The 23,728-nt window shown below is 35.0% G+C and carries 21 protein-coding genes; 11 read left to right on the top strand and 10 right to left on the bottom strand.

The features are described 5' to 3' along the window. Positions 1 to 107 precede the first annotated feature (107 nt). Complete coding sequence (locus tag G9Q29_RS12935) at positions 108 to 1,385, top strand: replication-associated recombination protein A (RefSeq protein WP_166138115.1); 1,278 nt, start codon at positions 108 to 110, stop codon at positions 1,383 to 1,385. Between the two features lie 57 nt (positions 1,386 to 1,442). Here the strand turns inward: G9Q29_RS12935 and G9Q29_RS12930 are convergent, their stop codons facing one another. The 6 genes from G9Q29_RS12930 to G9Q29_RS12905 are packed head-to-tail and all read right to left on the bottom strand — an operon-like array spanning position 1,443 to position 6,174. After that, entirely contained in the window at positions 1,443 to 2,201 is a 759-nt protein-coding gene (locus G9Q29_RS12930; RefSeq protein ID WP_166138112.1) for a hypothetical protein, read from the bottom strand. Between the two features lie 2 nt (positions 2,202 to 2,203). Continuing rightward, complete coding sequence (locus G9Q29_RS12925) at positions 2,204 to 2,893, bottom strand: YjjG family noncanonical pyrimidine nucleotidase (RefSeq protein WP_166138109.1); 690 nt, start codon at positions 2,891 to 2,893, stop codon at positions 2,204 to 2,206. A gap of 8 nt (positions 2,894 to 2,901) precedes the next feature. Continuing rightward, positions 2,902 to 3,597 (bottom strand): RadC family protein, encoded by a 696-nt coding sequence (gene radC, locus G9Q29_RS12920; protein WP_166138106.1) that lies wholly within the window; start codon positions 3,595 to 3,597, stop codon positions 2,902 to 2,904. Positions 3,598 to 3,608: 11 nt separating this feature from the next. Continuing rightward, complete coding sequence (locus G9Q29_RS12915; protein ID WP_166138103.1) at positions 3,609 to 4,067, bottom strand: GNAT family N-acetyltransferase; 459 nt, start codon at positions 4,065 to 4,067, stop codon at positions 3,609 to 3,611. A gap of 10 nt (positions 4,068 to 4,077) precedes the next feature. Further along, positions 4,078 to 5,433, bottom strand: a complete 1,356-nt coding sequence (locus G9Q29_RS12910) for a UDP-N-acetylmuramate--L-alanine ligase (RefSeq protein WP_166138100.1) — start codon at positions 5,431 to 5,433, stop codon at positions 4,078 to 4,080. A 42-nt stretch (positions 5,434 to 5,475) separates the two neighbouring features. After that, the gene (locus tag G9Q29_RS12905; RefSeq protein ID WP_166138097.1) at positions 5,476 to 6,174 is read right to left on the bottom strand and encodes a tetratricopeptide repeat protein; all 699 of its coding nucleotides are present in this window, start codon (positions 6,172 to 6,174) and stop codon (positions 5,476 to 5,478) included. A gap of 235 nt (positions 6,175 to 6,409) precedes the next feature. Between G9Q29_RS12905 and G9Q29_RS12900 the strand changes: the two genes are divergently transcribed. The 5 genes from G9Q29_RS12900 (at position 6,410) to G9Q29_RS12880 (ending at position 15,341) form a co-directional block, all read left to right on the top strand. Then, a complete protein-coding gene (locus tag G9Q29_RS12900; protein ID WP_166138094.1) occupies positions 6,410 to 6,871 on the top strand; it encodes an Mpo1 family 2-hydroxy fatty acid dioxygenase in 462 nt (153 codons plus the stop codon). Positions 6,872 to 7,052: 181 nt separating this feature from the next. Next, the gene (locus G9Q29_RS12895) at positions 7,053 to 9,611 is read left to right on the top strand and encodes an MG2 domain-containing protein (RefSeq protein WP_166138091.1); all 2,559 of its coding nucleotides are present in this window, start codon (positions 7,053 to 7,055) and stop codon (positions 9,609 to 9,611) included. A gap of 717 nt (positions 9,612 to 10,328) precedes the next feature. Next, a complete protein-coding gene (locus G9Q29_RS12890) occupies positions 10,329 to 13,307 on the top strand; it encodes an alpha-2-macroglobulin family protein (RefSeq protein ID WP_166138088.1) in 2,979 nt (992 codons plus the stop codon). 184 nt (positions 13,308 to 13,491) lie between these two features. After that, positions 13,492 to 14,307, top strand: coding sequence for a UDP-2,3-diacylglucosamine diphosphatase (locus tag G9Q29_RS12885; protein WP_166138085.1), 816 nt, complete (start codon positions 13,492 to 13,494; stop codon positions 14,305 to 14,307). Positions 14,308 to 14,351: 44 nt separating this feature from the next. Next, positions 14,352 to 15,341, top strand: coding sequence for a glycosyltransferase family protein (locus tag G9Q29_RS12880; RefSeq protein ID WP_166138082.1), 990 nt, complete (start codon positions 14,352 to 14,354; stop codon positions 15,339 to 15,341). 82 nt (positions 15,342 to 15,423) lie between these two features. On the opposite strand, the gene obgE is transcribed toward G9Q29_RS12880, so the two are convergent. The 4 genes from obgE to hpt form a co-directional block, all read right to left on the bottom strand. After that, positions 15,424 to 16,425, bottom strand: a complete 1,002-nt coding sequence (gene obgE / locus G9Q29_RS12875) for a GTPase ObgE (RefSeq protein WP_166138079.1) — start codon at positions 16,423 to 16,425, stop codon at positions 15,424 to 15,426. Between the two features lie 83 nt (positions 16,426 to 16,508). Beyond that, positions 16,509 to 17,732, bottom strand: coding sequence for a hemolysin family protein (locus tag G9Q29_RS12870; RefSeq protein WP_394367687.1), 1,224 nt, complete (start codon positions 17,730 to 17,732; stop codon positions 16,509 to 16,511). Positions 17,733 to 17,831: 99 nt separating this feature from the next. Then, a complete protein-coding gene (locus tag G9Q29_RS12865; RefSeq protein WP_166138073.1) occupies positions 17,832 to 18,404 on the bottom strand; it encodes an adenylate kinase in 573 nt (190 codons plus the stop codon). Between the two features lie 12 nt (positions 18,405 to 18,416). After that, positions 18,417 to 18,947 carry a hypoxanthine phosphoribosyltransferase gene (gene hpt / locus G9Q29_RS12860; protein ID WP_166138070.1) on the bottom strand — a complete coding sequence of 177 codons (531 nt, stop codon included), beginning with the start codon at positions 18,945 to 18,947 and terminating at the stop codon, positions 18,417 to 18,419. Between the two features lie 256 nt (positions 18,948 to 19,203). On the opposite strand from hpt, the gene G9Q29_RS12855 reads away from it, so the two are divergent. The 5 genes from G9Q29_RS12855 (at position 19,204) to G9Q29_RS12835 (ending at position 23,552) form a co-directional block, all read left to right on the top strand. Then, positions 19,204 to 20,355, top strand: a complete 1,152-nt coding sequence (locus G9Q29_RS12855; RefSeq protein WP_166138067.1) for a 5-(carboxyamino)imidazole ribonucleotide synthase — start codon at positions 19,204 to 19,206, stop codon at positions 20,353 to 20,355. A gap of 107 nt (positions 20,356 to 20,462) precedes the next feature. After that, a complete protein-coding gene (purE, locus tag G9Q29_RS12850; protein ID WP_166138318.1) occupies positions 20,463 to 20,948 on the top strand; it encodes a 5-(carboxyamino)imidazole ribonucleotide mutase in 486 nt (161 codons plus the stop codon). A 23-nt stretch (positions 20,949 to 20,971) separates the two neighbouring features. After that, positions 20,972 to 21,199, top strand: coding sequence for a hypothetical protein (locus G9Q29_RS12845; protein WP_166138064.1), 228 nt, complete (start codon positions 20,972 to 20,974; stop codon positions 21,197 to 21,199). Then, complete coding sequence (locus G9Q29_RS12840) at positions 21,199 to 21,486, top strand: type II toxin-antitoxin system RelE/ParE family toxin (protein WP_166138062.1); 288 nt, start codon at positions 21,199 to 21,201, stop codon at positions 21,484 to 21,486. Before G9Q29_RS12845 ends, G9Q29_RS12840 begins: the two co-directional genes overlap by 1 nt. A 41-nt stretch (positions 21,487 to 21,527) precedes the next feature. Further along, positions 21,528 to 23,552 carry a M3 family metallopeptidase gene (locus G9Q29_RS12835; RefSeq protein ID WP_166138059.1) on the top strand — a complete coding sequence of 675 codons (2,025 nt, stop codon included), beginning with the start codon at positions 21,528 to 21,530 and terminating at the stop codon, positions 23,550 to 23,552. Positions 23,553 to 23,728 lie beyond the last annotated feature (176 nt).

The raw sequence follows: 23,728 nt of genomic DNA, 5'->3' as shown, positions 1-23,728 counted from the left end.
ATAGACTTCAAATATCATTCACTTTTAATAAAAATAGTAATTTTACATTTTAATTTAAATCGTTACATTTTCCCAAAAGTGAGCGATTTGTAAGCAAACAAACGTCAATGGAAGCTCCACTTGCAGAACGCATTCGCCCTCAAAAACTGGAGGATTACATCAGCCAACTACACCTTGTAGGACCTGAAGGGTCATTAACGCAACAGATCAACCGTGGCAGTATTCCCTCTTTAATATTTTGGGGACCGCCTGGAACGGGTAAAACTACCTTGGCACAGATCATAGCACAAGAATCAAAACGTCCGTTTTATATCTTGAGCGCTATAAATTCTGGTGTAAAAGATATTAGAGATGTGATTGAAAAAGCCAAGCAAAGTGGCGGACTATTTACAGCTAAAAACCCTATCCTTTTTATTGATGAGATTCATCGCTTTAGCAAATCGCAGCAGGATTCGTTGTTAGCCGCTGTCGAGAAAGGTTGGATTACACTTATTGGTGCTACAACTGAAAACCCGAGCTTTGAAGTAATTCCTGCACTTTTGTCGCGTTGTCAGGTTTATATTTTAAATGCTTTTACAAAAAAAGATTTAGAATCTTTGTTGGAACGCGCCATCAAACAAGACAAAATACTCGCAACCAAAAATATTGTTTTACAAGAAACAGAAGCTTTACTGCGACTTTCTGGTGGCGATGGTCGAAAATTATTGAACATTTTTGAGCTAGTGATTAATGCCTCAGCATCTGAAAATGTTAACATAACCAATGATCTCGTTTTTTCGCTCGTACAACAAAATACTGTTTTGTACGATAAAACAGGTGAACAGCATTACGATATTGTATCCGCTTTTATCAAGTCCATTCGCGGAAGCGATCCTAATGGAGCCGTGTATTGGCTAGCACGAATGATCGAAGGTGGCGAAGATGTAAAATTTATTGCAAGACGGATGCTTATTTTATCGAGTGAAGATATTGGTAACGCTAACCCTACGGCTTTTATCATGGCGAATAACACTTTTCAGGCCGTAAGCACTATTGGCTATCCTGAGAGTAGAATTATACTTAGTCAGTGTGCAGTTTATTTGGCTACTTCGCCAAAAAGTAACGCATCTTACCTGGCCATTGGTACGGCGCAGCAACTCGTCAAACAAACTGGGGATTTACCCGTTCCAATTCATTTGCGAAATGCACCAACCAAACTTATGAAAGAACTTGGTTATGGAGAAGAATACAAATACTCTCATGATTACGCCAATAATTTTGCAGAACAAGAATTCTTACCTGATGCATTGAGCAATACTCCAATTTATGTTCCTGGGAATAACTCGAGAGAAAACAGTATTCGTGAATTTTTAAAAAATCGCTGGAAGGACAAATACGGATATTAAAACAAAAAAAAAGCCAGAAATTATTCTGGCTTTTTTATTGTGTGATAATTGTGAAACTTAAAATTTTACGTTTACTTTTTCGGATAGTAAGAAATCATTTTTATAATATTCAAAATACCATTGTCCGTCTTTTAAAAGTAAAGAACCTTGCAATTCTCCCTTGATTGCAATAAATGAGTTAGGCTGAGAAGTTTTCATTAATTTCATCACTACTTTCGGAGTACTATCAATCAATTGAAACCCAGTCGCTGTTGCTTGCGCATACAACAAATCAGCACCCGAAGTCACAGACGCTGTGGAAGCAGCAGGAGCAACAACAACCTCGCTCGACTTTGGAGCGCTCATTTGCTCCGCCGGTTTTGCGACAACTGTTTCTTGAGCAACTACTGATGTACCACTATACTGATATCCTAACGCTAAAATCGATTCGAACGCTTCATTTAAAGATTCCGTGTAAGCGACTTTATAATCTTTCTCCTTGCTCTTTCCAACTTCGGACTCAAAAATTACCTTTTCATTGCAATCTTTTAATTGTACAACTAATTTAGTAACTAGAAAACTACTTTTATTAAGAACTGTAGCATATAATAAATTACAACGATCATTAAAACTACTTGGTATACTTTCTTTATTGTAAAACGCCGTAAATCCTGCTTTTTCTAAATTAAACTTGGTCAAAGTATTGAGTCGGTATTGATTATCAAGTTTAAGCCAATCATATTTAACAGGAACAATAACTGCTTTGTAATCGTTGATAGACTGCGCTTTAGACAAGCTACAAACCAACATCAGGGCAACTAAGAAATATTTTTTCATGATTATAAATGTTTTTTAAGGTCTAATAAATGAGTTACATGTTTGATATCATTAGGAACTTTTAGTTTTGCTTCATTAAAATAAATTGCATCTAAACCAGCATTTAGCGCTCCGTAAACATCCGCCTCCAAGCTATCACCAATCATCACACTACGCTCTTTTGAGGTCTTTGCTACATCTAAAGCATATTCGAAAATAGCAGTATTTGGTTTTTTTACACCCGCCAATTCACTATTGGTTAAGGTTTTAAAATACTTGACTAAATTTGCGTTAGCCATCTTTTTTTCTTGCACTTTGGCAAAACCATTGGTAATAATATGAAGTTGATAGCGATCGGAAAGGTAATCTAAAATTTCAAAAGCTCCTTCAAATAAATGATTGTTCTCTGGTAGAAGAGCAATATAATCGTTCGCTACGATTTCAATGTCAGCATCAGAAATATGATAACCAATAGCATCAAAGGACAGCTTTAATCTGTTATAACGCAATTCGTCGTGCGTAATTTTGTCAAACTGATACAATTTCCAACATTCTTGGTTAATAGGAACATACTGCTCAATAAAATGTGCTGTATGTACTTCTGGAAAACGATTTTTAAATATTTTTTCAAATGTAAGTTCTGAGTTTTTATCGAAATCCCACAAGGTGTGATCAAGGTCAAAAAAAACATCTGTAATTGTGGTATTTTTCATGGTGCAATTTACATTAATCCTTCGTCAGCAAAACTAAAATAACTTCTTTCAGTTACAATAAGATGGTCTAACACTTTTATTTCGAGACTTTCGCCTGCTGTTTTTACTTTTTTAGTAATATGTTTGTCGGCGTCACTCGGCACTAAAGTTCCCGATGGATGATTGTGGCACAGTATTAAAGCTGTTGCTCCCATTTCGAGTGCCATTTTGTAAACCAATCGAACATCGACCAAGGTTCCTGTGATTCCTCCTTTGCTGAGTTGCGATTTATAAATTACTTTGTTAGAATTATTCATGTAAATCACCCAAAACTCTTCGTGCGGCAATTCGCCAATGATGGGTTGCATGATCTCAAAAATAATTTTGCTCGAGGTTATTTTGGTGAGCTCTGTCGCTTCCTCTGCACGTCTTCTTCTTCCTAATTCTAAAGCAGCAATAATGGCAATTGCTTTTGCCTCGCCTATTCCCTTGAACTGGGTTAATTGTGCCAAAGATAATTTCCCAAGTGCATTCAAATTAGAATCGACACTAGCTAAAATCCGTTTGCTCAAAGCAACAGCCGATTCGTTACGACTACCCGATCCAATCAAAATGGCAATTAGCTCTGCATCACTTAGGACGCTTTTGCCTTTGAGCATTAATTTTTCCCGAGGTTTATCGTCTTCGGACCAATTGGTAATCGGAAAAAAAGATTGCTCCCCCATTTGAATATCCTTTAAATTGTTTTACGCATACAAACACTTAAATCTCGGCTCTCGTACGGAGGATAATTCTCTACTACATCAAAGCCAAAACTTTTATATAAAGCAATAGCTGCCGTTTGCTTCACCAACGTTTCTAAAATTAAACTTGTGAATCCTAAAGCTGCTGCATTTTTTTCTAACTCCTGCAACATGTGCTGCGCAAGTCCGAAACCTCGATGCTCAGGACTCACAAACATTCGTTTAATTTCGACCGAATTGGTATCGTACTTTTTAAAACAAGCACAGGCTACCGCTACATCATTTCGAAATACCAACACAACATTCGGATTGAATTCAATAATGTTGTTGCCCCAATAATCCGCTTTTAGTTCAGGATACGTTTCCCACAAGCTTTGGTCTAACAAGCTCACTAATTTTCTGAAATCAGGATTATCACTATTGGTATTTTCTAAACGATACAACGTATTCATCTTTTTTGAATTATTGGATAATTTGTTTTACCTCATCAAAATTCAATCCGCCATAATTGCCTGAACTCATCAACAGCAAAGCTGAATTGTCTAAATCAAGATTAAATAGATAGTCTTTAAAATCTTGTGGATTAGTGTAAATCACTAAATCTTCGCGATTGAAAGCCTTGGCAATTTGCTCGTAAGTCACCTCTTCTAACTGTTTAATTTTTACCGCATCTGGCGAATAAAAAACTACAGCTACATCAGCGTGATTTAGTGCACCTTCATATTCTTTTAAAAATTCAGCATTCAAACTACTGTAGGTATGCAACTCTAAGCAAGCCACCAGTTTTCTGTTCGGATATTGTTCTTTTACTGCCTTTGTTGTTGCGGCCACTTTACTTGGCGAATGCGCAAAATCTTTGTAAGCTACTTTGCCTTTTCCCTCGGCTATTTTTTCTAAACGTTTAGAAGCTCCTGTAAAACTAGCAATGGCTTCATAAAAATCAGCTTCATCCACGCCCATATTTTGGCAAATCCATTTGGCTCCCGCTAAATTATTCAAATTATGAGCGCCAAAAACTGCAATAGGCATCGCTCCATCAGGGGTTTCTAATAAAGTTACTCCGTCAGCAACTGTGTAATCAGGAGTGCTGTATGCCATTTTACGGATAGGATTAGTTGCCGCTTCAGCTACTCGTTTTACCTCCGAATCATTTTCATTGTAAACTAAAATACCTCCGTTGGTTATTTTTTCGATGAAAATCTCAAATTGATTAACGTAATTTTCATACGTTGGAAACACGTTAATGTGATCCCAAGCAATACCTGAAATCAAAGCAATATTCGGCTGGTATAAATGAAATTTTGGCCGGCGATCAATAGGTGACGACAAGTATTCATCGCCTTCGAGTACGATAAAATCATTTTCTTCGGTGAGATGTACCATCGTATCAAAACCTTCTAATTGTGCACCCACCATATAATCGACTGCAATGTCATGGTAATGCATTACATGTAAAATCATCGATGTAATGGTTGTTTTTCCGTGAGAACCACCAATTACAACGCGCGTTTTATTTTTAGACTGCTCGTATAAAAATTCTGGGTAAGAGTAAATCTTTAAACCCAATTCTTGTGCTTTTAACAATTCAGGATTGTCTGCTTTAGCATGCATTCCTAAAATTACGGCATCAATATCTTGTGTGATTTTTTCAGGAAACCAACCTAATTCAACAGGCAAAATTCCTTTTTTTTCTAGACGTGATTTTGAAGGTTCAAAAATAGCATCGTCGCTACCTGTTACTTGATATCCTTTGTTGTGTAAGGCTAAAGCAAGATTGTGCATGGCACTGCCTCCGATAGCTATAAAATGTGTACGCATTCTGAAATTGAGTTTATAATTATTGGCTTAAACAAGCATTTTTTAATCTTGTTGTTTGCTCGAATAGGTTTCTAAAATAGTTTTTGCTTTTTCTGGTTCGCGCATTTTGTTTTTGTACAAACTAGCTAACTTTTGATAACTGGTTTTTGAACCGCCAACCTGTATGGCTTTTTTATATTGTACTTCGGCATTTTTATAGCGCTTAAAATACTCTTCAATGTGCCCGCGCGACAAATATCCATCTACAGGTGACAAGCGCAACAACTCATTCGAATATTTAATGGCTTTTGACTCGCTCCCTCCTACTATTCCGGGTAATTGAATGTACAATTCTATCAAAGCCCATCTTGAATCGATGTGTTTCGGGTTGAGTGCTATTGCTTTTTCAAACGAAGACTTTACCTCATCAATCATTCCCAACGCCCTAAACTTATTTGCTTCTTTTGCTTTCATCCCCAAGGCTCCGCCGTATTTATAAAAGTAATTCGCTTCTGAGGGCTTGCTTACCTTTAATTTTTTGTAATAGGATATCGCTTTATCCCAATCTTTATTTTGACCTGCAATATCTCCTAAATACTCGATTGCTTTTAAATCGTTTGGATTGTTTTTTAAACAAGATAAAAAAACTTCTTCGGCTTGACTGTATTTGCCTTCTTTGAAGAGTTTTTCTGCTTTATCAAAATTAGACTGAGACCATATCATCGCTGGCAGCAATAAAAGTAAATAAAGAAATTGTTTCATAATTCAAAAATAGGTAATTAAAATAAATAAGAGCAACAATTTAAAAAGCAATCCCTTTTTAAACTGAATGCGCTTCGAAATCCTCTTCTTTGAAAAAAGGAATTACAAACATAGTTTGCAAAGTCCTTGCCAAATATCTGGAATCTCAGTATTGAAAAGTCTGACGCCCTAAAAAATTAATGGTGATTTTATGATTTTAATAACTTTTTATTACATTAGCTCAAAACATCAGTTTATGAAATCGTTACAAACTTGGTTCGAGGAATACAGTGTAAGTCATCAAAATGTGACAAACAAGCAAATCCATTATATTTGTGTACCTGTAATTTTCTTTTCGGTGGTAGGTTTGGTCATGACTTTCCCTAACGAAATACTTGCTCCACTGGCAGCTATACACCCTATCACTGCTAATTGGGCTTTTGTAGTTCTTATTTTTGTCTTGCTTTTTTACTTTAGATTATCGTTCAGCATGGGGTTAAAAATGCTACTGTTTTCAGCTATTTGCCTAGTAGGGAATTTTATTGTTGCGCAATTTATTTCTTTATTGTTATTCTCTGTAATTGTCTTTTCAGTTGGTTGGATTGGTCAGTTTTACGGACATAAAATTGAAGGTAAAAAACCTTCCTTCATAAAGGATTTACAATTTTTGTTGATTGGACCTGCTTGGGTTATTCATTCGGTATTTGCCAGCAAGTAACGCAATACCACACCCTAGTTACTTTTTTTTAACTTACTAAACTTTACAAAAGCGATTTTCTTAATTCAGTTAAGGAGATTGCTTTTTTATTTAGGAGCTTACATCAAAAAAAGAAGAAAATACACTGCTTTTATAGTATTCTTTTTGAGAAAAACTTTTTTATTAAAACAAAACTTCATTTATGAGAGGTATTCTTTTATTCTTGCTTTTAACCTGCACAGTAATGCAATCGCAACAATTTGACAAAAAATGGCAAGAAGTTCTTGCAAACGAAAATCAGGGTAAAATTAAATCAGCCTCTGTACTCGTTGATAAAATTTATAAAAAAGCAGTTCAAAATAAGAACGAGGAGCAAATTATCAAATGCTTTTTTTACAAATCAAAATACCTGCAGGTTCTTGAAGAAGATGCAAAAAGTCAAATCATTCATAATCTTAAAACTGAAATTAAGACCGCCAGCATACCTACAAAAGCAATTTTGAATTTAGTTTATGCAAAGTGTTTGAGCGATTATAACGAAGAATATGAAAACTTTGGGGTAGCCGTTGTGGATTCATCCTCAGTCGAAAATGAAAATAGCGTAAATCTAATTGATAGTGCAACAGTTAATAATTACAATACTTCAGAAGACATTGACAAAATATTCGAAAAAACATTAGAAAACGAGTCCGTTTTAAAAGCAATTCCTCTAACCAATTATGAAGCGGTTTTTAATTTTTTTAATTTAGAGAAATTAAAAAAAGAAAATCTGTTTGAGTACCTGCTAAAAGAGAACATTACTTTTTACCAAACAAAAATATATGAATGGCAGTTTGATGCGAAACAATTTGAAGCTTATAAAAATAATTTATTAGGAAACACTGATGCCTTTTTAAAATTAAACATTAATTTTATCGAAGATGAAAATTTAAAAAAGGTGCTTTCCTTGTATCAAAAGCTAGAAGCTGATGCACCAACTATTGAAAACAAATTAGAACGTGTACTATTTTGTTCTAACTATCTTGTAAAATCTGATGAAAACTTACTGACTGCATTAGTTAACCTTGAAACACTACCAAGTGAGAATATTCAATCACAAAAAATTCAATTAGAAAAAGCCAAAACTTATGCAAATCTAGCTTCAAAAGAGGTACATCCTGATTATAATAATAAAGCTTTAGCCGAATTAGAAAGCGTTTTAAAAACTAATGATAGTTCAAACACCTTCAAACTGGCTCAACAAGCCAAAGAAAAACTACTGTCAAAAACCATTCAAGTTGAACTCCAACAAAACATTTACAATAAAGAAAACACAAGAGCATTCATTCGATATAGAAACACCAATAATTTAAAGGTTTCTTTTTTTAAAATAAGTAATAACAAAAAGGAAGAATTTTACCAAAAATACCAAAAAAGTGATAGTTTGGCAAACTACATTGTAGCTAATAATAAACCTTTTATAACAAAAAGCTACGAACTCATTGACAAAAAAGATTATTTTGAGTACACCACCGAGGTACTTTTACCACAATTAGAAACAGGTAATTATCTAGTCTATTTCGAAAGTGATAGTAACTCTAAAGAGAAAAAAGGATTTGGGTTTGAAACCATAACAGTTTCAAATATTTCAGTCTTAGCAAATACAAAAGATAACACGGAATATTACACAGTTTTAGATAGAAAAACAGGAACACCATTAGAAAATGTCACTATCAAATTGTTAAATAAAACCCTAAAAACAGATAAAAATGGACTCGCTTTTCACCCAAAAGAAAAAGACAATTATGCTAATAGTTATATACAATTCTCAACCAAAAATGACACCCTATTTATCCAAAAGGGATATTTAAACAACAGTTATGATTATAAAAAAATAGAAGATAAAAAAATTGTTAGAAAAGTTGAATTTTACCTGGACCGGGCTATTTACAGACCAGGACAGACGGTTTATTTCAAAGGAATTGCTATTCAAAAAAAGAATAACAAATCGAATGTTGTTCCCAATACTTCTTTTCTAGTTACCATTCAAGACTCTAATGACAACAACTTTAAAGATATTGAGGTTTCCACAAATGAGTTTGGTTCTTTTTCTGGTGAATTTATTTTACCAAAAACAGGCTTGACAGGAAGTTTTAGAATACAAGCAAAACACCCTGCAGCTTACACCAAAAATATGTTTTCTGACATTACAGGAGATGAACAACCTTTGTTAGAAAATGTTACTTTAGAAAACTCATCTACTTATTTTAGAGTAGAAGAATACAAACGACCAAAGTTTGAAGTTACTTTCGAACCTAAAAAAGAAAGCTTTCAAGTTAATCAACAGGTTACAGTAAAAGGCACTGCCAAAGCATTTGCAGGAAGCACTATTTCGGATGCCAAAGTAACCTACACCATAACTCGCTTCACGAATTCTTTCAGGAATTATTATAGTTATGAGCCAGAAGAAACTTTAATTAGTAGCGAAACTAAAACAGATGCTTCAGGCAAATTTGTGATTGATTTCACTGCAAAGCCGTCTAAAAATGCGAGTAAGGAACAGCTTCCTGTTTTTAATTATAGAATAAACGCAAGCGTTACTGATATTAATGGAGAAACACATACTGCCGTTACCACGATTAAAGTAGGTTACCATGATTTGGTATTGAATGCATTTATAGCAAACAGGATTGAAACGAAAAACAAAAATGAAATCAACCTGAGTAGCACAAATTTAAATGGAGAATTTAAAGCTACAAAAGGAGCAATTAAATTGTATTAAGTAAGTCCGTTTGAAAATAAATTCAAATCTAGAGTTTTCACTAAACCCGAAATTGCTACTATTTCGGATTCCGAATTTGAAAAATTATTTCCTTACGAAATTAACCATTCTGAAACATCAAAAAAACCAACTGAAATTTTACTGTTTTCAAAAAAAATAGATACTGAAAAGGACAAAAATATCGCACTCGATTTCATAACTAATTATCAATCTGGAAACTATAAGGTTGTATTTTCGGCAAAAGATAGTTTTGAAAACCCTATCGAAACTATTTCTGATTTCTCAATTATACAAAGCAAAGACAAGTATAGCCCCAATAAGTTATTTACAATTAAGCAAATCAACAAAGACCCAAAAAACGATGGTTTTGCAACCATTGAGATCCACTCAGTAGTTGACTCATTACATATTCTTACAAGTGCCAATTATAAAAACGGTACTTTTTACGAACAAAACATTGTTTTAAAAAACCATCAAGCTACAGTTACTATTCCTCTTCAAAAGGATTTCGAAAAGTCACTCAAAGTTGGTTTCCAAAGTGTATTTGAGAACCAATATTTTATAGAACAACTAGAAGTAGAATTAAAGTCTGAGGAACCTAAAATAGAATTTTCAGTAGAAAGTTTTAGAAATAAAATTGAGCCAGGAAGTAATGAAAATTGGTCTTTTCAAATCAAATCATCAAACACTCTTCAAGAAGCTGAAATTTTGGCTTCAATGTATGACAGCTCTTTAGACCAGTTTACCAAAGCTCCATGGGAGGCATTAAATTTTAATAACTTTAGTAGAAATAATATCTACTTCAAAACAGGTTTAGGATTTGAGAATACGGATATCTATTTTCAGAATTTAAATTTAGATTACAATCCCTTAAATCTTCTAAATGAAGTTACTCGCCTAAAATGGTTTGGCTTTAATTTTAATGAATCAACTTATGGAAACGGACCGTCTTACTATGAAATAAAAGATAAAAAACTTGGAAGTGAAATAATTAAAGGAGACCCTGATGCAGTACTAACTGTAGAACCTAGGGTCACGGGTACCGCAGGAGCACTTCAAGAAGTGGTATATCCACCTGCTACAAAAGTAGACCAAATTCAGTTTGTCAAGCCGACAATGACTAAATCCGAAAAAATCATCATTCGCGGAGCGGCTAATACCTCGGCACAGTTAAATGCGCTTTGTATCGTTGATGGTGTACCTATGAGCATGGAACAAATTAAGGATATTCCATCAGCTGACATACTAAATGTTGAAGTCCTGAAGGATACTAAAGCCACTGCCTTATACGGCGACAAGGGCAAAAACGGAGTCATCATAATTACCACAAAAAATGCAATGCAAGCTTTAACTCAAGTAAAAGCAAGAACTAACTTATCTGAAACTGCCTTTTTTTATCCGCATTTGCAAAGTGATGCCAAGGGCAAAGTACAATTTTCATTTACTTCACCTGAAGCCCTAACGGCTTGGAAACTTCGTTTGATGGCGCACAATAAAGAAGCCGTTTCTGGCTTTTTAGAAAAAACAGTTGTTACTCAAAAAGAGTTAATGGTAACCCCTAACCTACCTCGTTTTTTTAGAGAAAAAGACAGTATCAGCATTACTGCCAAAATTGCCAACATCACAAAAGATCCAAAAGTTGGAATTGCAATTTTTCAATTGTATGATGCCACAAATATGCAGCCAATTGATTTAAAAATGGCAAATAGTAAACCGACCAAAAACTTTACAATTGCTCCCTTTGGTAATACCACGGTAAGCTGGAAAATCTACATTCCAGAAGGTTTGCAAGGTGTACAGTATAAAATTTTGGCTAAAGCAGGAGATTTTTCAGATGGCGAGGAAAATATTGTACCCGTTTTAACAAACAACATGCTTGTCACAGAGAGTATTCCGGTTTGGGTTAGAAACAATTCTAAGAAAGAATATACCTTTACGAACTTAAAAAACAACTCTTCATCTACTTTAAAAAACCATCAATTCACCTTTGAATATACTTCAAATCCTACTTGGCTTGCCATACAATCATTGCCCTATTTGATGGAATACGAGCACGAATGTGCTGAACAAACCTTCGCTCGTTTTTATGCTAACGCACTAGCCACTAACATTATCAACAGCAACCCAAAAATTGCGCAAGTTTTTGATAATTGGCGTCAAAAGGGAACTAAAAACAGTCCCTTAGAAACTAATGAAACTCTCAAATCCATTATTTTGGCCGAAACACCTTGGCTCCGTGATGCTACTTCTGAAGAAGAAAAAAAGCAAAGACTAGCCGCTCTTTTTGATTTAGAAAAAATGAAAGGATCTCAGGAAGCAACATTTGACAAATTAAAACAAAAACAAAAATCATCAGGTGGATTTGCTTGGTTTGATGGCAGCGATGCCAATGAATACATTACCAGACATATTGTAGCTGGTTTAGGTCACTTACAAAAATTAAGTTCTGACGAAAAAACTACTGCAAGTATCAGCACAATTACAAAGACAGCGGTACCGTACTTAGACCAACAGTTTTTGCAAAGCCATAATAATAACGCTGCTAATAATTCCGCTTTGATTTGGCGCAACCCATACACTGAATTACATTATTTGTACAGCAGAAGTTTTTTCCTCAAAACAAATCCAACTCCGGAAATGCTGACTAAAACCATCAACAAATATCTTGATGCTGTTAAAAAAGAATGGCTGACTTATTCTTTGTATGAAAAGGGCTTAGCTGCACTAACATTACATCGTTTTGGACAACAAGAAAGTGCCAAAAAGATAATCGAAAGCTTAAGGGAAACAGCCTCGAACAATGAAGATTGGGGTATGTATTGGATTGCCAACAAATCAGGTTGGTATTGGTATCAAGCTCCTATTGAAACACAAGCTTTGCTCATTGAAGTTTTCACAGAAGTGACAAACGATAAAAAAGCCGTTGATGACATGAAAGTTTGGTTGCTCAAAAACAAACAAACAAAAAATTGGCCAACCACAAAATCAACTACTGAGGCAATCTATGCATTACTCATGCAAGGCACAGATTGGCTGAGTGTCAAAGACAATACCGTCATTAAAATTGGAGACGAAAAAATACTGACCAAAAAACGCTCCGAAACAGAGAAAGAAGCCGAAACAGGATACCTCAAACTTACTTGGAAAGCAGCTGAAATCAAAAAAGAAATGGCTAATATCAGCATTCAAAACAAATCAAATGTTCCAGGTTATGGCGGAATTTATTGGCAATATTTTGAAGATTTAGATCAAATTAAAAGCAGCGATAATCAAAACCTCACTGCATTAAAAGAATTGTATCTCAACACGGATACGGCAAATGGCAAACAATTAAACAAAATCACTGCTGCAAATCCGCTACAAATTGGTGATTTGGTTACCGTTCGATTGATAATAAACGCCAAAGAGCCTATGGAATTTGTACATCTAAAAGACATGCGAGCGTCTTGTTTTGAGCCTACCGATGTGCTTTCTGCCTATCAATACAAAGGTGGATTAGGATTTTATCAAAGTATCAAAGATGCGGCAACCCATTTCTTTTTTGATAAGATTGACAAAGGAACATATGTTTTGGAATATACTGTTCGCGTGAACAACAAAGGCGATTTTTCGAACGGAATTTCGACCATTCAAAGCATGTACGCTCCAGAATATACTAGCCATACCAAAGGAATTAGAGTTAACGTTAAAGAATAAAGTAAATTAATTTCCCTTTCAAAAATCCGTTTTCTCGTGCAGGAAACGGATTTTTTTCATCCAATTTACAAGAGCAACTCCATTAAAAAACTGCTAACAAACTCAAAAACAGCTGCAATTCTAAATCATAACGCTAAACCAACATTGGCATAACATTGTAAGAGTACATTCGTAAAAACTTTTTATGAAAAGAAAGCGAAAAATACCTTTAGTTGTTATCAGTGATGTTCACCTTGGTACGTATGGCTGCCACGCCAAAGAACTACTCCATTATTTAAAATCCATTAAGCCTAAAATTTTAGTTTTAAATGGCGACATTATTGACATGTGGAGCTTTAGCAAAAGTTACTTTCCGGCTGCACACATGGAAGTACTGCGTTACATTATTAAAATGTCGAATATGGGAACTCGTGTAATCTACATTACCGGAAACCATGACGAAGCACTCCGAAAATATTCTGATTTTATACTTGGGAATTTAGAACTGGTTGACAAACTGGTATTAGACCTTGACGGACAAAAAGCATGGATTTTTCACGGCGATGTGTTTGACTCTTCAACGCAAGGCTACGCCAAAATAGTAGCTAAACTCGGAGGTAAAGGCTATGACTTGCTGATTTTAATTAACAGTTTTATCAATTGGATTTTGGTATCGATGGGTAAAGAGAAACGAAGCTTTTCAAAAACGATAAAAAATAGTGTCAAAAAAGCAGTTGCTTTTGTATCCAATTTTGAGACAACGGCGGCAGAAATCGCTATTGAAAAAAAATACAGTTATGTAGTGTGTGGACACATTCACATGCCACAAAAAAAGATTGTCAAAAATGAGAACGGACAAGTGCTGTATTTGAATAGTGGCGACTGGGTTGAAAATTTGACGGCATTAGAATATCGAAAAGAAAAATGGCGCATTTACCACTATCGAAAAACAGATTTTATGACCGATGATTTACAAGAAAATCAAGTCGCAACTGATATTGTCTCTAAAATTTTAGCGTAACAAGTCATCATATTTCCAGAAAAGATTAAATAAATTCCTTATTTATGAAAATATTTTATGCCATACAGGCCACAGGAAACGGCCACATTAGCAGAGCAACACAACTGTATCCGTACTTAAAAAAGTTTGGCGAAGTAGATTTTTTTTTAAGCGGAAACAATGCAAGCCTCGATATTAATTTGCCTGTTGCGTTTAGAAGTAAAGGATGTAGTTTGCATTATAGCACTTGCGGAGGACTTCATTACTGGAACATTGCTAAAAATTTTCGACCTTTACAAATTTATAAAGACGCTAGTAGTTTACCTTTAAAAAATTACGATGTTGTCATCAACGATTTTGATTCTGTTACAGCTTTAGCTTGTAAAATTCAAAAAGTGCATTCGGTACAATTTGGACACCAAGCTAGTTTTATCTCTGAGAAAACCCCACGACCTGAAAAGAAAAGTGTCATGGGAGAACTGATTTTAAAGCACTACGCACCATCGCCTAAGCACATTGGTTTGCATTTTGAAAAGTACGATACGTTCATACATCCGCCGATCATCAAAGATGAAATTGTAAATGCAGAACCAAAAGACCAAGAACATATTACGGTTTATCTTCCTTCTTTTGACAAAGAATGTTTAGAAAAAGCCTTTAATAAAATGCCTACAGTACATTTTCATTGGTTTTTAGGAGATATCAAGGAAGCCTATACACTCCGAAATATTACCTATTTCCCAGTCAATCAGCAACTATTCAACCACAGTCTTATTCATTGTCACGGAATCATTACCGGTGGTGGTTTTGAAACACCTGCTGAGGCGTTGCATTTGGGTAAAAAGATACTCAGCATACCCATTCGCAACCATTACGAGCAAGAGTGTAATGCTGCTGCTTTACAACAACTAGGCGTACCTCTGCGCTACGATGTAGGAAAAGATTTTGAAATCACAATCGAAAATTGGCTGAACGCCTCGACCATTTATCCTAAGATGCCGGCCAATTCTATCACAAACACGCTGCAATATTTATTTGACACTTACCACGATTAACAATAATCCTAGAACAAAACTATTTTAAACCAAAAAAGGATTTCAGTACTGAAATCCTTTTTGAATAGAAATAGAAAATAGCTTAATCATTAAGCATTTTCCATAATTTATCTTTTAGTTCGGTAAGTCCTTGCTGCGCTACAGACGAAATAAACATATACGGAATATCTTTAAACGAAGCGTCTAATTCTGTTTTTAATTCTGCTCTCAATTCATCATCTAGCATATCGCACTTAGAAATTACTAACAAACGTTCTTTATCTAGCATTTCTGGATTGTATTTGGTCAATTCGTTTACCAAAATATCGTATTCGCCTTTAATATCTGGGGTATCAACAGGCACCAAAAATAATAAAGTCGAGTTGCGCTCAATGTGACGTAAAAAATAATGCCCCAATCCTTTACCTTCGGCAGCGCCTTCAATAATTCCCGGAATATCAGCAATAACAAATGATTGAAAATCTCTGTAAGCCACAATACCTAAATTAGGCTTTAACGTGGTAAAAGGATAATCAGCAATTTTTGGCTTAGCCGAAGTCAAAACTGATAATAAAGTCGATTTTCCTGCATTAGGAAAACCTACTAAACCAACATCAGCTAAAACTTTCAATTCTAAAATAACATCCATCTCTACGCCTGGCAAACCTGGCTGCGCATATCGTGGTGTTTGATTGGTTGAACTTCTAAAATGCCAGTTTCCTAATCCCCCTTTTCCACCTCGAGACAATATTCTTTTTTCACCATCTTCGGTTATTTCAAATAAAATCTCACCTGTTTCTTTATCTTTTACTACCGTCCCCAAAGGCACTTCGAGGTATTTGTCTTCACCATCAGCACCCGTACTTCTGTCGCCACTACCATCTCCGCCATTTCCAGCTTTAATGTGTCGGGCAAATTTTAGGTGAAATAAAGTCCACAATCCTTTGTTTCCTACTATATAAACGTGTCCTCCACGACCTCCATCACCTCCATCAGGACCACCGTATTGAATAAATTTCTCACGGTGCAAGTGCGTAGATCCTTTACCACCTTTACCGGATGAAACATATATTTTTACGTAGTCTACAAAATTTCCTTCTGTCATTTTCTTTTTTTTTACCGTTAAATATTCCTTTAGTATTTTGCTTTTTACAAGCAGTTTACCTTGCTATTTAACTCAATTTATTCTTAAACATTAATGGATTTTACCATTACTTTATCAATCTTAACACCATCCATATCGATGACTTCTAACTCAAATTTTTGCCAAATTAATTTCTCTCCTTGTTTCGGAATATGAGATAACTCAGTCATAATCAAACCACTGACGGTAGTTACTTCGTAATCGTTAATGAGCTCATCCAATTCGAAATAAGTTAAAAAATCATGCAGTGAATAATGACCGTCAACTAACCAACTGCCATCTTCTCTCTCTATCAATTGAAAATCATCCTTATAAAAATCGGCTGCATCACCAACTAGCGCTTCCAAGATGTCATTCAAAGTAATTATTCCTTGAAAAACACCATATTCATCAGAAACAAAAGCGTAGTGAATTCCTGATTTTTTGAAATTTTCTAGCGCTACGTAGGCCGTAGTTTGCTCCATCATAAATGGCGCCTCTGTCATGATATTAGCTAAATTAAAATTATCATTTTCGAAATTCGAAAAGATATTTTTCAAATTCACAACCCCAACAATATCATCATAATTGTCATTAAAAACTGGGTAGATAGAGTGTAGTTCTTTCAACATGAACTCTCTAACCTTTTCTTTATCGGCATGAAGCGGTAGAAAAACAACCGACTTGCGATGCGTCATTAACGAATTGATTTTACGATCACCAATATGAAAAACACGCTCTACAATATCTTGTTCAATTTCTTGAACTTCGCCCCCTTCAGTACCTTCTTTAATGATAGCTTTTATTTCTTCTTCGGTTACTTTACCATCTGCTGTTGGTTTTATTTGCAACAGATTCAATAAAAAATCTGTCGACGTGGTAAGCAACCAAATAAACGGAGCCGTTACAATCGAAACAATTTTCATTGGTAAGGCTACTGCTTTGGCGATAGATTCGGGATGATTAAGTCCGATACGTTTTGGCAACAACTCTCCTAAAACCAAAGAGAAAAACGTTAAAATTACTACCACAACACCTACAGCAACTGGCTGAGCATAAGGCTTGAGCAAATCAAATCCACTCACGAATAGTTCAACATCTTGTGTGATTTTATCACCACTATAAATACCCGTAAGAATTCCGATAAGGGTAATTCCAATTTGCACTGCCGATAAAAATTTATTGGGAGAGTTGGCTAAATCAAGTGCGATTTTAGCGCTTTTATTCCCTTTTTTTGCAGCGGTTTCAAGGCGGTTTTTTCGAGCCGAAATCAAAGCGATCTCCGACATAGAGAAAACACCGTTAAGAAGGATTAGCAAAAATATTATGAGTATTTCCAAAGTAGATATAAGTTGGTTGATATAGTGTGTTTTGCCAAAGCAATCAAATTACAATTGGTCAATTACGGCACTTACGCGCTCCGTAATTTCGGCAATAGAGCCTATTCCGTTTACTGCATAAAACTTGTTTTGTGCATCGTAGTAGTCCATTAAAGGAGCTGTTTTTTCGTTGTATTCTTGGTAACGATTTCTGATTTTTTCCTCATCTTGGTCGTCTACACGTCCGCTTGTTTTACCACGTTCTAAAAGGCGTTGTACCAAAATTTCATCATCAGCCTCAAGTGCAATTGTAGCCGCTACTTTTGATCCAATTGATTCTAAAAAAACATCCAAAGCCTCAGCTTGAGCAATTGTTCTTGGATAACCGTCAAACAAAACGCCATTCGTATCTGGGTGCTTATTTACCTCATCAATTAACATTTTAGTTGTCAATTCGTCAGGTACCAAATCACCTGCATCCATGAATACGCGGGCTTGTTTGCCTAATTCGGTATCATTTTTTAAGTTGAAACGAAACACATCGCCAGTAGAGATGTGTGTTAATTTATATTTTTCTTTCAAAAACTCAGCTTGAGTTCCTTTACCTGCACCCGGTTTTCCAAATAAAACTATGTTCGTCATGTTGTTGTTTCGTTATTCTTTTAATTTATAAACTTCAGGTAAATTCCTGCCTAATCCATCATAATCTAAACCGTACCCTACAATAAATTTGTTTGGGATACGAATACCTACGTAATCAATTTTGATATCTTTTTTGTAGGCCTCAGGTTTAAAAAAAAGTGTTGCAATTTTAAAATGCTTCACATTTTGTTTTTTAAACAATTCTTTCAATTCTACTAAAGTGTTACCAGTATCAACGATGTCTTCGATAACAATCACACTGCGGCCTGTCAAATCTTGATTAACACCAATTAATTGTTTCACCTCATTGGTAGAAGTTGTTCCTTCGTAAGATGCCATTTTGATAAACGACACTTCGCACGGTTTTTTATACTGCTTCATAAAATCAGCAACTACCATGAAAGCACCATTTAACACTCCAACAAAAACGGGTGTTTCATCAGCAAAATCTGCCTCTACTTGCGACACCATTTTAGCAATAGCAAACTCTATTTCTGTAGCCGAAATGAACGGAACAAATTGTTTATCGTGAAGTTGTATCATTATTTTTAGGTTTAAAATAATGGGCAAAGATAGCAATTTCTTACTTGACTCAAGCCATTAAAAAAAGAAGAATTGTGCTCCTCTTAAAATTATGAATTTGAGCCCGTAATTGTAGTAATAAAAAGCAAAATAAGTTGTTCTGTAAAATCAAATACTTTCCCAAAATAAATCCAAAACTTAAAAAACAAACAACCAAAATTTGCATTTTATCAATTGAAACAGATACGGTATCTTTGCGTAAACATACAACTACACTATGAATTATTTTTCTACTAATTTCACTCTTGGTATCCTTGGTGGAGGGCAACTTGGTAAAATGATGCTAGCCGACACCCGTAAATTTGACATTCAAACTTATGTTTTAGACCCAAGTGATGAAGCTCCTTGCCGAATGGCATGTAATAAATTTTACAAAGGCAATTTAATGGATTACGACACCGTTTATCAATTTGGTAAAATGGTCGATGTATTAACTTTTGAGATAGAACTAGTAAATCTTGAAGCCTTATTGCAATTAGAAAACGAGGGACTGACTATTTATCCATCACCACGTACTTTGCAACAAATTCAAAACAAAGGCAAACAAAAAGATTTTTATGTTGAACATAACATCCCCACTGCGCCACACCAACGTTTTGTCGATTTAAACGCTTTGAAGAAAGCTTTGGAAAAAGACGAATTGGATTTTCCTTTTGTATGGAAGTGCGCCGAATTTGGTTATGATGGCAATGGTGTAAAAGTATGCCGCTCCACGATTGACTTATTAAAATTAGCAGATGTTGAATGCATCGCAGAACAAATGGTTCCTTTTAAAAATGAATTAGCAGTAATTGTAACTCGCTCTGCTTCGGGCGAAGTAAAAACATATCCGGTGGTTGAAATGGAATTTCATCCCGAGGCCAATCAAGTTGAATATGTGATTTGTCCCGCCCGAATTGATGATAACGTGGCGCAAAAAGCAATCGAAATAGCATTAAAAGTTTCTGAAGCGTTTGATCACGTTGGATTATTAGCTGTAGAAATGTTTCAAACCCAAGACGATGAAATTTTAGTCAATGAAGTCGCTCCAAGACCACACAATTCCGGACATTATTCTATTGAAGCAAGTTACACCTCTCAATTTGAAAATCATTTACGCGCCATTTTAGACTTACCTTTAGGAAATACGGATAGCAAAGTTGCCGGAATTATGGTAAATTTGGTTGGCGAAGAAGGTTTTTCGGGTCCAGTAGTTTACGAAAACATTGAAAAAATAATGGCAATTGATGGCGTTACACCTCACATTTACGGCAAAAGAGAAACAAGACCTTTCCGAAAAATGGGTCATGTTACAATTGTAAATGAGAATATGGTTGAAGCGAGAAGAATTGCAGAAGAAGTTAAGAATAGTATAAGAGTGATTTCATAAATTAAAAGATTGAAAAATTGAAAGATTGAAAGATTGGTTTGCAACAAAATTTAAAATTCCACTCTAAAATCTTTAAATTCTTAAATCTTTAAATCTTTAAACAAAAAATAATGAAAGTAGCCATCATAATGGGAAGCATTTCGGATATGCCAGTAATGCAAGAAGCCATCGACATATTAAAAGGATTTGATATCGAAACTGAAGTTGATATCGTTTCGGCACACAGAACTCCTGAAAAATTATTTGATTTTAGTAAAAACGCACACAATCGCGGTATCTCAGTAATCATTGCTGGTGCTGGTGGTGCGGCGCATTTACCCGGAATGGTAGCTTCTATGTCGCCACTTCCTGTTATTGGCGTTCCTGTAAAATCGAGCAATTCTATTGACGGCTGGGATTCGGTATTGTCAATACTTCAAATGCCTGGTGGTGTTCCCGTAGCAACAGTAGCGCTTAACGGAGCCAAAAATGCCGGAATCCTTGCTGCACAAATCATAGGTAGTCATGACAACTGCGTGTTAGACAAAATCATTTTTTATAAAGAAGGATTAAAACAAGCTGTTGATAAAGCAGCATCTGAATTGAAAAAATAATTATCTTTATTAAAAAGAAAACTATGAATATTCACACTTCAAAAATTGAGTTAGCCAAAGTTATTTTGGATATTGAAAACCCAAAATTAATTGAAGAAATTATTCATTTGATCCAGTCTAAATCTACTTTAACCGAAAAACAAAAGACAGCCATCGATGCAGCGATTTTTTCTTTAGAAAATAAGGAAGGGATTGCTCATGATATGGTCATGGAGGAAACCAGAAATCGCTATTCAAAATATTTCAAATAGTGATTGTTATTTGGGCGCCACTAGCTAAAAAAGACTATTGGCAAAACATTGATTATCTTGAAGCTGAATGGTCATTTCAAGATGTTGTAAATTTTATAGACAAAGTAGACAACACAATTGCTCTATTAGTAAATAACAACATTGAATTTATTTCTACAAATTACAAAAACGTAAACAAAGTTGTAATTACGAAACAAATAACGCTTTATTACAGAATAAATTCTAACACCATAGAATTACTCCGATTTTGGAATACGTACCAAGATTTAGAAAATTTAAAACTTTAAAACGTAAGGACAGGTCCCGACTTGTCCCTTCAAATAAAATTATGAAAACACTTACCTCAACATTCAATACCAAACACAATACAGCACCATTTTCGGCAATAAAACTAGAAGATTACAAACCTGCTTTTATCGAAAACATCGCTGCTGCAAAAGCTGAAATTAATGCCATCACTACCAATTCTGATGTTACAACATTTGAAAACACGATTGTTGCTTTAGATTTTGCTGGTGAACAATTGGATAGATTATCTTCGATTTTCTTCAATTTGAATTCGGCTGAAACTAATGACGAAATGCAAAAAATTGCTCAAGAAGTTTCTCCATTGTTGACTGAGTTTAGTAATGATATTGCCTTAAACGAAGATTTGTTCAAAAGAGTTAAATCCGTTTATGATCAAAAAGATTCGTTGATATTAACTGCAGAGCAAGCCACTTTATTAGACAAAAAATTCAAAGGATTTTCTAGAAATGGAGCCTTATTGAATGAAGAAGACAAATTGAAATTACGCGATATCGACACCGAATTAGCCAAAATTAAATTAACGTATGGCGAAAATGTTTTGGCTGAAACCAACAACTATCAATTACATATCACCAACGAAGAGGATTTAAAAGGTTTGCCTGATGGCACCAAAGAAATGGCCGCAAGTTTGGCAAAATCTAAAAACTTAGATGGTTGGGTTTTTACTTTAGATTTTCCTAGTTACTTGCCTTTTGTGACGTATGTTGATAATCGTGAATTACGCAAGGAAATTTCCATTGCTGCCGGAAAAAAATCATTTCAAAACAACGAATTCGATAATAAAGAGAACGTAAAACGAATTGTAGCATTGCGTCATAAACGCGCTAATTTATTGGGATACAAATCACATTCTGATTTTGTTTTGGAAGAACGAATGGCTCAAAATCCTGAAAAAGTACTTTCTTTTTTGAATGATTTACTAGAAAAAGCGAAACCTGCTGCTCAAAAAGAGTTTGCTCAGTTAACCGCTTTCGCAAAAGACCTAGACGGAATTGATCAATTAGAGAAATGGGATGGCGCTTATTATTCTGAAAAATTGAAACAAAAATTATTCAACTTTGATGATGAGATTTTAAAACCTTATTTCAAGTTAGAAAACGTGTTGAATGGCGCATTTACTATTGCTGAAAAACTGTTCGGAATTACATTCAAAGAAGTTTTTGATATTGACAAATATCATGAAGATGTGCAAACTTTTGAAGTGTTGGATTTCGAAGGACAATTGGTTGCTGTTTTCTATGCTGATTTTTTTCCAAGAAAAGGAAAACGAAATGGTGCTTGGATGACATCATACAAATCGCAATCCATCAAAAACGGTATCAATGAAAGACCACATGTTTCGATTGTTTGTAATTTCACACCGCCAACAGAGACTAAACCATCTTTATTAACTTTCAATGAAGTAACGACCTTATTCCACGAATTCGGCCATGCGTTACATGGAATGTTAGCCAATACAACGTATCCAAGTTTGTCTGGAACTTCAGTTTATTGGGATTTTGTGGAATTGCCAAGCCAAGTAATGGAAAACTGGTGCTACGAACCGGAAGCATTGGCATTGTTTGCAAAACATTATGAAACGGGTGAAGTTATCCCTCAAGAATACGTAGAAAAAATCAAAGAAAGCGCGAGTTTCTTAGAAGGAATGGCAACATTAAGACAGATCAGTTTTGGACTTTTGGACATGACTTATCACGGAAAATCGCAAGCGATTGAAGATGTAAAAACTTTTGAAAAACAAGCTATGGAAGGCACAAGTTTGTATCCTGATGTAGCCGAAAATTGCATGAGTACCTCGTTTTCACATATTTTTCAAGGTGGCTATTCTTCTGGATATTATAGTTACAAATGGGCCGAAGTTTTAGATGCCGATGCGTTTGCTTATTTCCAAGAAAAAGGAATTTTCAATAAAGAAGTTGCTACAAAATTCAAAGACAATATCCTTTCTAAAGGTGGTACCGAATTACCAATGGAATTATATAAAAAATTCAGAGATCAAGAACCAAAAGCAGATGCGTTGTTGAAGCGTGCTGGGTTGCTATAGTTCAATGTTAAAACACATAGTAAGTTATAAAAGGAAGTCGAGGTAGCAATATCTCGACTTTTTTAATGGGATTTGCGTTAGGGATTGCAGTGAAAAGCCCACAGCAAGGAGGAACGACGCAGCGAGGACTTGAAACGGAAAGCCCGACCTGCAAGGGAACGCCCAAAAAGAAAATA

Origin of the sequence: Flavobacterium turcicum (assembly GCF_011365745.1) — a bacterium.
Classification (GTDB): domain Bacteria; phylum Bacteroidota; class Bacteroidia; order Flavobacteriales; family Flavobacteriaceae; genus Flavobacterium; species Flavobacterium turcicum.
The sequence above is the reverse complement of the archived record's forward strand: the minus strand, read 5'-3'. Positions and strand labels throughout refer to the sequence as shown.

Excerpts from the sequence above, each read along its gene's own strand:
- G9Q29_RS12935 (WP_166138115.1), top strand. The coding sequence starts at position 108 with ATGGAAGCTCCACTTGCAGAACGCATTCGCCCTCAAAAACTGGAGGAT.
- G9Q29_RS12930 (WP_166138112.1), bottom strand. The coding sequence starts at position 2,201 with ATGAAAAAATATTTCTTAGTTGCCCTGATGTTGGTTTGTAGCTTGTCT.
- G9Q29_RS12925 (WP_166138109.1), bottom strand. The coding sequence starts at position 2,893 with ATGAAAAATACCACAATTACAGATGTTTTTTTTGACCTTGATCACACC.
- radC (WP_166138106.1), bottom strand. The coding sequence starts at position 3,597 with ATGGGGGAGCAATCTTTTTTTCCGATTACCAATTGGTCCGAAGACGAT.
- G9Q29_RS12915 (WP_166138103.1), bottom strand. The coding sequence starts at position 4,067 with ATGAATACGTTGTATCGTTTAGAAAATACCAATAGTGATAATCCTGAT.
- G9Q29_RS12910 (WP_166138100.1), bottom strand. The coding sequence starts at position 5,433 with ATGCGTACACATTTTATAGCTATCGGAGGCAGTGCCATGCACAATCTT.
- G9Q29_RS12905 (WP_166138097.1), bottom strand. The coding sequence starts at position 6,174 with ATGAAACAATTTCTTTATTTACTTTTATTGCTGCCAGCGATGATATGG.
- G9Q29_RS12900 (WP_166138094.1), top strand. The coding sequence starts at position 6,410 with ATGAAATCGTTACAAACTTGGTTCGAGGAATACAGTGTAAGTCATCAA.
- G9Q29_RS12895 (WP_166138091.1), top strand. The coding sequence starts at position 7,053 with ATGAGAGGTATTCTTTTATTCTTGCTTTTAACCTGCACAGTAATGCAA.
- G9Q29_RS12890 (WP_166138088.1), top strand. The coding sequence starts at position 10,329 with ATGTATGACAGCTCTTTAGACCAGTTTACCAAAGCTCCATGGGAGGCA.
- G9Q29_RS12885 (WP_166138085.1), top strand. The coding sequence starts at position 13,492 with ATGAAAAGAAAGCGAAAAATACCTTTAGTTGTTATCAGTGATGTTCAC.
- G9Q29_RS12880 (WP_166138082.1), top strand. The coding sequence starts at position 14,352 with ATGAAAATATTTTATGCCATACAGGCCACAGGAAACGGCCACATTAGC.
- obgE (WP_166138079.1), bottom strand. The coding sequence starts at position 16,425 with ATGACAGAAGGAAATTTTGTAGACTACGTAAAAATATATGTTTCATCC.
- G9Q29_RS12870 (WP_394367687.1), bottom strand. The coding sequence starts at position 17,732 with ATGTCGGAGATCGCTTTGATTTCGGCTCGAAAAAACCGCCTTGAAACC.
- G9Q29_RS12865 (WP_166138073.1), bottom strand. The coding sequence starts at position 18,404 with ATGACGAACATAGTTTTATTTGGAAAACCGGGTGCAGGTAAAGGAACT.
- hpt (WP_166138070.1), bottom strand. The coding sequence starts at position 18,947 with ATGATACAACTTCACGATAAACAATTTGTTCCGTTCATTTCGGCTACA.
- G9Q29_RS12855 (WP_166138067.1), top strand. The coding sequence starts at position 19,204 with ATGAATTATTTTTCTACTAATTTCACTCTTGGTATCCTTGGTGGAGGG.
- G9Q29_RS12845 (WP_166138064.1), top strand. The coding sequence starts at position 20,972 with ATGAATATTCACACTTCAAAAATTGAGTTAGCCAAAGTTATTTTGGAT.
- G9Q29_RS12835 (WP_166138059.1), top strand. The coding sequence starts at position 21,528 with ATGAAAACACTTACCTCAACATTCAATACCAAACACAATACAGCACCA.